The organism is Syntrophorhabdaceae bacterium, assembly GCA_035541755.1.
Classification (GTDB): Bacteria; Desulfobacterota; Syntrophorhabdia; order Syntrophorhabdales; family Syntrophorhabdaceae; genus PNOF01.
In genome coordinates, this window is record DATKMQ010000170.1 from 1 (window position 1) to 10,261 (window position 10,261).

General features: G+C 51.4%; 8 protein-coding genes. 2 read left to right on the forward strand and 6 right to left on the reverse strand.

The features are described 5' to 3' along the window. The 5 genes from pstC to VMT62_16630 all read right to left on the reverse strand — a co-directional run. Positions 1 to 819 (reverse strand): phosphate ABC transporter permease subunit PstC (gene pstC, locus VMT62_16610; GenBank protein HVN98053.1); only part of this gene is annotated, 819 nt, incomplete at its 3' end. 226 nt (positions 820 to 1,045) lie between these two features. Then, entirely contained in the window at positions 1,046 to 2,101 is a 1,056-nt protein-coding gene (pstS, locus tag VMT62_16615; protein ID HVN98054.1) for a phosphate ABC transporter substrate-binding protein PstS, read from the reverse strand. 424 nt (positions 2,102 to 2,525) lie between these two features. Next, positions 2,526 to 2,798 carry a glycogen-binding domain-containing protein gene (locus VMT62_16620; protein ID HVN98055.1) on the reverse strand — a complete coding sequence of 91 codons (273 nt, stop codon included), beginning with the start codon at positions 2,796 to 2,798 and terminating at the stop codon, positions 2,526 to 2,528. 67 nt (positions 2,799 to 2,865) lie between these two features. Then, positions 2,866 to 4,605, reverse strand: coding sequence for an ATP-binding protein (locus tag VMT62_16625; GenBank protein ID HVN98056.1), 1,740 nt, complete (start codon positions 4,603 to 4,605; stop codon positions 2,866 to 2,868). Further along, a complete protein-coding gene (locus VMT62_16630; protein ID HVN98057.1) occupies positions 4,602 to 5,285 on the reverse strand; it encodes a response regulator transcription factor in 684 nt (227 codons plus the stop codon). Before VMT62_16630 ends, VMT62_16625 begins: the two co-directional genes overlap by 4 nt. A gap of 161 nt (positions 5,286 to 5,446) precedes the next feature. Here VMT62_16630 and ilvD point away from each other — a divergent pair, with 161 nt between their 5' ends. Next, positions 5,447 to 7,120: a dihydroxy-acid dehydratase gene (gene ilvD, locus VMT62_16635; GenBank protein ID HVN98058.1), complete on the forward strand. Its 1,674-nt coding sequence runs from the start codon at positions 5,447 to 5,449 to the stop codon at positions 7,118 to 7,120. A 90-nt stretch (positions 7,121 to 7,210) separates the two neighbouring features. Next, entirely contained in the window at positions 7,211 to 8,587 is a 1,377-nt protein-coding gene (locus VMT62_16640; protein HVN98059.1) for an FAD-linked oxidase C-terminal domain-containing protein, read from the forward strand. An 81-nt stretch (positions 8,588 to 8,668) separates the two neighbouring features. Here VMT62_16640 and VMT62_16645 read toward each other — a convergent pair whose 3' ends face one another. Beyond that, on the reverse strand, positions 8,669 to 10,201 hold the full coding sequence (locus tag VMT62_16645) for an AAA family ATPase (GenBank protein ID HVN98060.1): 1,533 nt from the start codon (positions 10,199 to 10,201) through the stop codon (positions 8,669 to 8,671). Positions 10,202 to 10,261 lie beyond the last annotated feature (60 nt).

Below are 10,261 nucleotides of genomic sequence, written 5' to 3' on the forward strand. Positions count from 1 at the left end.
GTAGATGAGCGATGAGGCCACAATGCCTGTGGCTTCCGAGAACTGATTGGCAATGACACTCGCCATGGTATTGGCGGGACTAAAGATACTTTTGGGCAGAAAGCTGCTGTTGCCGATGAGCATAGTTACTGCCATGGTTTCCCCTATGGCCCTCCCGAAAGCGAGGAGTATGCCGGCAATAATGCCCGATCGGGCATACGGGATCACGATGTTCCTCATGACTTCGAAACGCGTGGCTCCCAGGGAATATGCCGCTTCTTTGAGATCTGAAGGCACGAGCGATATGACTTCTCTTCCGAGCGACGCGCTAAACGGTATAATCATGATGGCGAGGATCAATGAAGAGGTAAGAATGCCTACGCCATGCGGAATAACGCCGATTTTCAGTTCGAGTGACCTCACGATAGGCACAAGAAGGAAGACGCCCCATAGGCCGTAAATGACTGAAGGTATACCGGCAAGCACCTCGACAGCGCTGCGCAGAAAGTTGGAAATGGCACCTTGCCTGAAATATTCTCCGAGAAACATGGATATGGCTATGGAAAAAGGAATCGCCACAAAAATGGCGATGAATGAGGTGAGGAGCGTACCCACGAGAAACGGCAGGGCACCGAAGGAGCCTGCCATCGCATTCCAGGATCTACTGACAAAGAAGGCAACGCCGAACTTCTCTATTGCCGGCATTGCCTTGATGAAGAGCGTAATTAAGCTGGCCGAGAGTAGCGTGAGGACAAGAACGCCCGAAGCCGTGAGGATCACCGAGAAGCGTTTCTCCGATTTGTCAGTACTTGCCGTTCGTTTATTTTCGTCCATATTCATCAAATGTTTTCATTACCAATGCGCCTGTGACATATAATGAGTTTATCTGATTGAAGCCGGGGTCGAATCGCGAGCAGCCGTGGATACGAGCTTCTCTTTTGATCTTCCGTGAATCCATGTGATATTACGCCGCCTTCATATCTAGTCGCGACCCGGAAAAATGATCGCGGCGAAATGTTTGAACCGGGGAGACGGTAAATCCTGACCACCATCTCCCCATGGTGTGCTACTTCAAGAGTGGTGCACCGTTATACGTTATGGAGTGCACTATTTTCACAGCCTTAGATTGCGCCTCCTTAGAAAGTGGTGAATACTGGAGGGGTTCAGCATACTTCTGCCCATCATTGACAGTCCACAATAGAAGTCTGGCGAGGGTTTCTGCCCTTTCTTTTGATCTTCCGCCGTAGTTCTGTTCTTTGTAGAAGATAAGCCAGGTAAAGCTGCTGATCGGGTAGCCGTCGGCCGCGCCGGTATTGGTGAGTGATACATTTGTGTCGTCCGGTATTTTTACATTCGCCGCGGAGCTGACCGCCTTGAGTGTTGGCTCAATGAACCTGCCGGCTTTGTTCTTTACGTTTGCGTAAGCCATCTTATTCTGGATTGCGTAGATAAGCTCGACGTATCCAACAGCGCCTGGGGTCTGCGATACATAACCTGCCACGCCAGGATTGCCTTTCTGTCCGATCTGTCCTGCCGGCCAATTCACTGTCTTGCCAGCGCCTATCTTGCCTTTCCATTCATTACTGATCTTTGACAGGTACTCGGTAAAGATGTAGTTGGTACCGCTGCCATCTGCCCTGTTCACAACGCTGATCGGGAGATCAGGGAGTTTCACAGCGCTGTTTGTCGCGGCGATCCGAGCATCGCTCCATTTTGTGATCTTGCCGAGGAATATATCGGCGATCACATCGGGTGTGAAATTCAACTTGGGATTACCGGGAAGATTATACGTCACTACCACGGCGCCGAGACAGGTAGGTATATGGAGAACAGCCGGCCCGGCAGCCTTTAGTTCGTCGGCGGTCATGAAGGCATCTGTTGCGCCGAAATCTACGGTCTTTTGCGTAAGCTGATTGATGCCGCCCCCGGAGCCGATGCCCTGATAGTTGATCTTTATCTTGTATTGCTGATAGTAGGCATCAAATATCTTTGAATAGAAGGGCTGGGGAAACGTCGCTCCGGTACCGAGCAATTCTTCGTCGGCAGCGAACACTCTGAGCCCCGCGGTCAGAAAGAACAAACAGCACGCGAATAATCCGATACGTGTAAGCATTTTACTCATAGTATCCTCCTTGAATTAGTTACATCTGGAGGGAATTCTAAGCCAAAATTGTTAAGTTCCGTGTTAAGAAATTGTTAAGAAATCGTTAATCCCCTTGTGCCCTCATCTCAATCTAAACATTCCAGGTTTCTCTGTCCACTTGAGGGGACGGGCTTGCCTCTTCGCAACATACAGATAATATTTGGAATATAAGTGCGTTCAAGCCGGATTTGTCTGTTGGATACCGTGTACAACGTGTTGGTGTCTTTCTTTGATGCCCTTTTTCCTGCGAAGAATGGCGGATTTTTGGATTAATGAGGCGGACTCACAGGCTCCTTTTTCTTAGGGCAGCGCTTAGGGTTTTATTCTGAGCGCGGCCTGCCTTAATCATGGCAGCCGTTTGCGTGCGTGCGAATCCTCAATATTAAGCCACGAGAGGAAGCAATTAAACGGTCAGCACCGTATTATAGGAGCCGAATTCGTTGAGCCGTTTTTCAGCTACGGTCGGATCTTCCATCCACTGACCATCGACAATGAACCGATACTCATACGTACCGCCTGGTATCAACATGGTCGTCTTCCATACGCCGTGTGCATCCTTCTTGAGGGGACGAGCCGAGGGATCCCAGGCGTTAAAAGAACCGGCCACAAAGACTTCCCGTGCACGGGCGTCATTAAGCTTGAAGATCACGCGCTTTTTTGTGCTCTTCTGTGCCATTCTTAACCCCTCCTTATAATAGTATTTGTTCCACAGCGCTATTATAGCACAAAGCTTCTTTTCGTTCTTATGTGTTGCGGGCGCGAAAGGTCACAGTGAACCTGGTCCCCACGCCGGGCGTACTCGATACGTCGATTGCCGCATCATGGAGGAGGATGATATGCTTGACGATGGAGAGACCGAGTCCCGTGCCTCCGAGCTTCTTCGATCTCGATTTGTCGACCACATAGAACCTTTCGAAGATGCGCGAGAGATGCTCCTGAGGTATGCCGGCTCCGGTATCCTCAATGATGACTGCGAGCTTGTCGTCTCGACGGTGTAGTTCCACGGATATGCCGCCTTTTTCTGTATATTTGATGGCGTTATCCAAAAGATTGATGAAGACCTGTTCAAGCTTGAAGGGATCGCCATCGACCGACGGGAGATCGGGATCAGAGATAAAGCTGAAAGAGATTCCTTTGGCTTTTATCTGGGGTTCGAAGATCTTGAGGACGCGGTCGACAAGATCTTTCATATTTACGGCTTCCACACGGAGGCTTGAAGTTTTTTCCTCGAGCTCGGAGAGCACAAGCAGGTCGTTCACTACATTGATAAGCCTGTCGGTATTACGTTTTATTATCTCCAGATAATGACGGTTTTCCGTGTTCAGGGCAGTTGTTTCCAGGGTTTCAATGAATCCTTTGATGGACGTAAGGGGCGTTCTCAACTCGTGGGATACGTTGAGTACGAAATCCGTCTTAATTTTCTCCAGCTTCTTGATTTCGGTGATGTCGTGGAAGATGACGGTAATCTCTTCTTTGAAACTCAGGAAAGTGGCGCTGCACAGGAATATCCCGGCGCTGAACTCTATTTCGGCGCTGGCGTTGCGCCGGCCGGCTCTCACCTCACGGATAAGATCGATGAGTTTGGGCTCGCGAAGAACTTCCCAGTAGTGTCTCCCCTGTTCGAGATTTTCATGGGCGATTTCTCTTAAACTGGCATTCGCGATAAGTATTCTATCTTCTTTGTCGAGGGCGAGAAGACCTTCTTGAAGCGACGTAATGATGCCGTTGAGTTCTTCCTTCTGACGGGAGAGCTCCGAAAACAGTTCTTCCATCTCAGCGATCATGTGATTGAAGCTGTCGGCAAGCCCTCTCAGTTCATCATTCGTCTTGAGAAATACCCTGATGGCAAAATTCTGCTGAGCGACTTTGCGAAGGGCCAGACTCAGTTTCCTTACCGGTTGGGAAACGCTTCGGGCAAAGAGAAGAGCGAAGAAAAAGAGGCCTGCAACATCCATGACGAGCGTGACGATTACTATCTTCTGCACGAGCCGGTTTGTTGTTGCGGCGATCTCCCTCAAGAACCGACTCACTCGCAGTACGTAAAGAATCTTGTTGTCTTTCTTCACCGGGGTAGCGATGTAGAGCATTTCCTGTTTGAGTGTGCCACTCAATCTGAGGGACTCACCCGTATTACCCTCAAGCGCCTGCGCCATCTCCACTCGGGTCTGATGATTCTCCATCCTGATCGGGTTCTCTTCCGAATCGGAAAGCACGACCCCGTCGGGCGCCATAATCGTTATTCGCGTGCGTATCTGTTTACCCAGGTCCTTGACGAAGCTGTCCAATTTTTCCGGATTTTTCTCTATCACGAGTGGCGTAATCTGACCTTTGAGGGCTGCCGCCAGGTTCGTAAGGTCCTTGGCTGTAGCATCGATGTGGGCGCTGCGTATGATGTACAGGGAAGATACGATGATAAGGGCACAGAGCACTGTGGTAAGCGTGAGATAGCTTGAGAACATCTTGAAAAATATGGTTCGTCTCATGCTTCTATCTTATATCCCAGGCCCCGCACATTTTTTATAAATGGAGCGGCCCTTCCGAGTTTTTCACGGAGATGTCTGATATGAACATCGATCGTCCTGTCAATCACATATTTCTCCTCTCCCCAGAGAAAGCTCAGTATTTGATCTCTTGACTGGATCCGTCCCTGTTTTGACGCGAGAAACTGCAGAATGCGGTATTCCGTTGCGGTAAGATCGACCTTCGCGCCGCTTACCTCCACCTCGTATTTCTCAGAATCGATCGTGAGAATGCCGTTGATAATCATCTTCTTGGTCGGGGATTCTTTTCCATGATGCCGTCTGAGGATGGCTTTCACCCGGGCCACGAGTTCACGAGGTGAAAAGGGCTTGGTCACATAATCGTCCGCTCCGAGTTCCAAACCGAGGACTTTTTCGGTTTCTTCGGTTCGCGCCGTCAGCATGAGGATGGGAATGGAGCTCAGCGCTTCCTGGCTCTTCAGATATTTGCAGACCTCAAACCCGTCAACATCAGGGAGCATCAGATCGAGCACGATAAGATCAGGTATCTCGGTCTTGAGCGATCTGTAGAAGGACTCGACCTCCGCAAACTCCCGGGTTTTGAAACCCGATCGCTTGAGACTCAAGGATACCAGTTCGAGGATATCCGGTTCATCGTCAATGATGGCTATGTATTGGCTCATACGTATGAGATTACCTCATCGCCCCATATTTGCAAAGTTGTTTTTTTATGGGCTGTGCTCCCGCACTATTCTATTGCAAAGTAATGCCGCCTGTAATAATCTTTAATATCCTATTGATGAATTGTTAATTTTTGATTAAGGAGAACATTTCAGGAGGGATCATGAGGTCGGACAGGATGAAAAAAGGTATCGACAGGGCGCCACACAGGAGCCTCTTTGGCGCCATGGGGTATCTGAGCGAGGAACTCGATCGTCCAATTATCGGGGTTGCGAGCTCGGCCAACGAAGTGATCCCGGGACATATCCACCTCGGCAAAATCGCCCAGGCCGTTAAGGACGGGATCAGGATGGCGGGGGGCACTCCCATGGAGTTCTCGACCATCGGAATCTGTGACGGAATCGCCATGAACCATGAGGGCATGAAATATTCTCTCGGATCGAGAGAGCTCATCTGTGATTCCGTTGAGGTCATGGCTAAGGCCTATCCTTTCGACGGTCTTGTTTTGATTCCTAACTGCGACAAGATTATCCCCGGTATGATGATGGCCGCCATGCGGCTCAATATACCGGCCATCATGGTGAGCGGCGGCCCCATGTTGACTGGACGTTTCAAGGGAAGCGAGGTGGACCTCATATCCGTCTTTGAGGGCGTCGGTAAGGTGGCTGGTGGGCTTATGGACATGAAGGAATTGAGCATGCTCGAGCAGTGCGCGTGCCCCGGGGCCGGGTCTTGTAGTGGTATGTTCACGGCCAATTCCATGAACTGTCTCTCCGAAGCTCTCGGTATCGCCCTTCCGGGCAACGGCACTATCCCCGCCGTTCACGCGGCCCGGATCAGACTCGCGAAGACAGCAGGCGCGAGAATTGTGGACCTGATCAAGAAAGGCTTGAAACCTCGTGACATCATGACCCTTGATGCCTTCAAGAATGCGATTACCGTCGACATGGCGTTCGGTGGCTCGTCCAATACGGCGCTCCACCTCCCTGCAATCGCCCATGAAGGCGGCCTCACCCTTCCACTTAAACTCTTTGACGAAATATCGGAGAAGGTCCCTCACATATGCAATATGAGCCCCGCGGGCCCTCATCATCTCGAGGACTTGTACGAGGCAGGTGGCGTACTCGCCATCATGAAAGAACTTTCGCGGAAACGCCTCATTCATTCGGGGTGCGTGAGCGTGGCGGGTACGACTATCGGAAGCCTTGTCAAGAAGGCCGAGGTGAGCGATGAGAATGTCATCCGACCTCTGGAAAAGGCCTATCACAAGAAGGGGGGTCTTGCTGTACTCGCAGGGAGCCTTGCTCCGGGGGGTTCCATGGTGAAACGTATCGGCGTTTCAGAGAAGATATGGCATTTCGAGGGAAAAGCAAAGGTGTTTAACAGTGAAGAAGACGCGGGCCGTGCCATCATGGAAGGCAAGATATGGGCGGGTGACGCGGTAATCATCCGTTACGAAGGGCCCAAGGGTGGTCCCGGCATGCGCGAGATGCTGACACCCACGAGCGTGCTTGCGGGTAGAGGCCTTGACACGGAGTGCGCGCTCATCACAGATGGACGTTTTTCGGGCGGTACGCGAGGTCTCTGTATAGGCCATGTTTCGCCGGAGGCTGCCGAAGGTGGCCCTATCGCATTCGTGAAAGACGGAGACATCATCGAAATCGATCTCAAGAAGAAGAGCGTGGATCTCAAGGTAAGCAGGGCCGAGATGGAACAGCGCAAAAAGATGTGGAAGCGGCTAAGGCCAAAGATCACGGAGGGATATATGGCGCGTTACGCCAGGCTTGTAACCGGAGCGGCAAGCGGCGCCGTCTTCAAAGAAGATGGAGAAATGTAGACGAAGCAGGAGCAGTGTCCGAACGTACGCGATATCCGCATAACATAGCTGCACGTAGCACAATAGCACACTACCGAGAAATGGGAGCGCATGGATAGAGCTATTATTGATGAAATCATAAAGATCGTCGGTAGACAGAATGTTCTCTCTTCTCTTGAGGACAGGAAGTGCTATGCCTATGACGGCAGAACGGATGGGGTGATCCCGGATCTCGTCGTATTCCCCTCGTCGGCCGAAGAAGTATCTGCCATATTGAAACTAGCCAACCGGCATCTTTTTCCGGTGATACCGAGAGGGCAGGGTACGGGCCTGACCGGAGGTTCCATACCCACGGCTGCAAGCGGCGTGGTGTTGGTATTTACAAAAATGAACCGAATCCTGGAGATTGACACCAACAACCTTGTCGCGGTGGTGGAGCCCGGCGTGATCAACTTTCACCTTCAACAGGAGGCAGCTAAATACGGCCTCTTCTATCCGCCTGATCCGGCGTCCTACAAATATTCGAGTATAGGAGGGAACGTAGCCGAATGCGCGGGCGGCCCCAATTCGTTGAAATATGGCGTGACCCGCGATTACGTGCTGGGTCTCGAGGTGGTGAAGCCCACGGGAGAGATTCTCGATGTGGGGGTGAGAACCATGAAAGGTGTTGTTGGATACGATATGACGCGCCTGTTCGTGGGCAGCGAAGGCACGCTGGGTGTTATCACGAAGATCACATTGAAACTTATACCGTTGCCCGAATCCAAGGCTACGATTCTCGCGCTCTTTCAGGAAGTGGAGGACGCAGCTCAAGCCGTTTCCGCGATTATTGCCGCCAAGGTCATACCCTCCACCATTGAATTTATGGACCGGGCTTCTGTGTGGTGCAGCGAGCAGGCCTCTCCTATGGGGCTGCCTCAAGGGATTGGAGGATTGCTCCTCATAGAAGTGGACGGAGACAAAGACTCTATTTTGCCACAGGTTAACAAAGTGAAACGCATCGTGACCGAGAATAGAGCGGTTCGGTGTGATGTGACCGATGATCCCCTGGAAGCCGAGCGTCTCTGGCAGGCACGTCGGGTCCTTTCTCAGGCCCTCTACAATATCAATCCGGTGAAAATTGCAGAAGATGTGGTTGTCCCGCGCTCTCACATCCCGGCCCTCATCCGTGCGCTGGAGAGCATCGGAAAGAAATACGCAATCCCGGTTTTAAGCTTCGGCCACGCAGGCGACGGCAATTTTCACGTGAACCTCATGATCGAGGATACCGACGAACAAAGGGCCAAGGCCGAGGAGGCGGTCAAAGAGATCTTTGCTGAAACCATCAGGCTCGGCGGCACCCTTTCGGGCGAGCACGGCATTGGAACATCAAAAGCGGCATACATCGGCATGGAGCTTTCCGACGAAGTTATTGCCACACTCAGGGCAATCAAGAAACTCTTTGACCCGAACAATATCCTCAATCCGGGAAAAATATTCATAGCGTAGAACACCCCCCGCTCTTTGATCGCCAGTGTGCTGTGAATTTATTACAGGTGATAGGTGAATGGGCAAAGGTCGAAGGCGGATTTATCGTTTTGACGTAACCGTAACAACCTTATCAGCAATCCAGCCTTCCCGGTTATTATAGAGCAGTACTTTATACCACACCGTTCCCGTCTGATCAGTCTTTTCATCAATGACGGTGAGCATCTCTCCCCGGACGATGGTGAGGATCCGCTGCGCCTCCACAGAAGGTGCGCTTCTTACATTAGCCGCATCTTTGTTCACGATGGCTGTGCGCTCGTTGGGCATCTTTTCCACGGCGCCCGGTTTTGTGGGCGGTCGTTGAACGTTTAATCTCCTCTCCTCCCGGTAGGCGGCTATAACGTCTTTTTCGTTGTTTTCGCTGGTTGCAGGCGCCTCATTGCCGCTCACATCTGGCCTGCCGGAGCCATTCTGATTCTCGTTCGTCTCGGCTTGAGTCTCAGGTGGTGAGACGATCACAGGTGTTTCGGTGGCTTTGGTCGCAGCTGTCACGGTATTGGCAGGCTTTGCCGGAGAGAGAAGACGATATCCCAGGGCGCCGAGAAAGACAAAGAGCACGATTGCGATGCCGATAATGGCGTAACTCATATATGAACGGTTTCTCAGAGTCTGTCCAATATTCTGCGGAACAAATGCGCGCGCATCCGCTTCGGGCCTGACCGGCTTATTCGCCGCAGGGCCTGAGACAGTCACAGGCTCTCGCTCTTCTCTCGATTCACTCATAATGTAGGAAAGGCTGTCCCCTTTTCCGGTCATAGCATTGATGGCCTTCGATACCTCTTTGAAGCCTATTTTTCGCGTCCTGTCGGTAAACCCGTTGAGGAGTGCGAGATCGGATACGGCGATGATCGTCCTGGGCAAGCCTTTTGAATACTTGTGTATGATCTCCACGGCTTCTTCGGTGAAGATATCCCGGGCAACATCAAGCCCCGCTTTGTTGAGACGATACCTGATGAGCTCTCGAGTCTCCTCGAAGCGCAGCGGGGTGAAAAAGTATCTCACCGGGAGCCTTTGCCAGAACTCGGGCATGCCCTGCAGTTCATCCCACAACGCTTTTTGCCCCGAAATTATGAAGGTGTGGAGGTACTCGTTGTTATGGGTTAAGTTGATCAGTGCTCTCAGTTCCTGCAGAACATCGCGGGCCCCGCACAACATCTGGCCCTCGTCGATAACGATGATGTTCTTCCCACCCTCCTTCTTGGTCTCGATAAGCGCTTCTTTGAGGATCTTAAGGTTCTTCAGTTTGTCATCGGTGGGCATCTCGCCGGTGATGGCTCCTGTGATTTGTTCAATCATCTGCGAAGCGGTGAGTGTCGGATGGTCGATAAACGCATATTTAAAATTCTTGCCGTATTGTTCCGTGAGTTCGCCGATGAGTTTGAGAAGAATGGTGGTTTTTCCGAGTCCTGCTTCTTCCGAGACGATAAGCACACCGCCCTTGTTCGTATTGATGGCGTACTTGAGACGCTCGAAACATTCAAAGTACTGGCCTGTCACACACATCATGTTGCCGTCGGGGGCAAGAAGAAAAGGGTGCTGCGTGAGGCCCCAATATCTTATATACTCTTCACTCATGGTTTACACGCTTTGTCGGGCACATAACCTATCTTAATTGCATCACTTCTATTCCGGAAA

Excerpts from the sequence above, each read along its gene's own strand:
- VMT62_16645 (HVN98060.1), bottom strand. The coding sequence starts at position 10,201 with ATGAGTGAAGAGTATATAAGATATTGGGGCCTCACGCAGCACCCTTTT.
- VMT62_16630 (HVN98057.1), bottom strand. The coding sequence starts at position 5,285 with ATGAGCCAATACATAGCCATCATTGACGATGAACCGGATATCCTCGAA.
- pstS (HVN98054.1), bottom strand. The coding sequence starts at position 2,101 with ATGAGTAAAATGCTTACACGTATCGGATTATTCGCGTGCTGTTTGTTC.
- VMT62_16625 (HVN98056.1), bottom strand. The coding sequence starts at position 4,605 with ATGAGACGAACCATATTTTTCAAGATGTTCTCAAGCTATCTCACGCTT.
- VMT62_16620 (HVN98055.1), bottom strand. The coding sequence starts at position 2,798 with ATGGCACAGAAGAGCACAAAAAAGCGCGTGATCTTCAAGCTTAATGAC.
- VMT62_16640 (HVN98059.1), top strand. The coding sequence starts at position 7,211 with ATGGATAGAGCTATTATTGATGAAATCATAAAGATCGTCGGTAGACAG.
- ilvD (HVN98058.1), top strand. The coding sequence starts at position 5,447 with ATGAGGTCGGACAGGATGAAAAAAGGTATCGACAGGGCGCCACACAGG.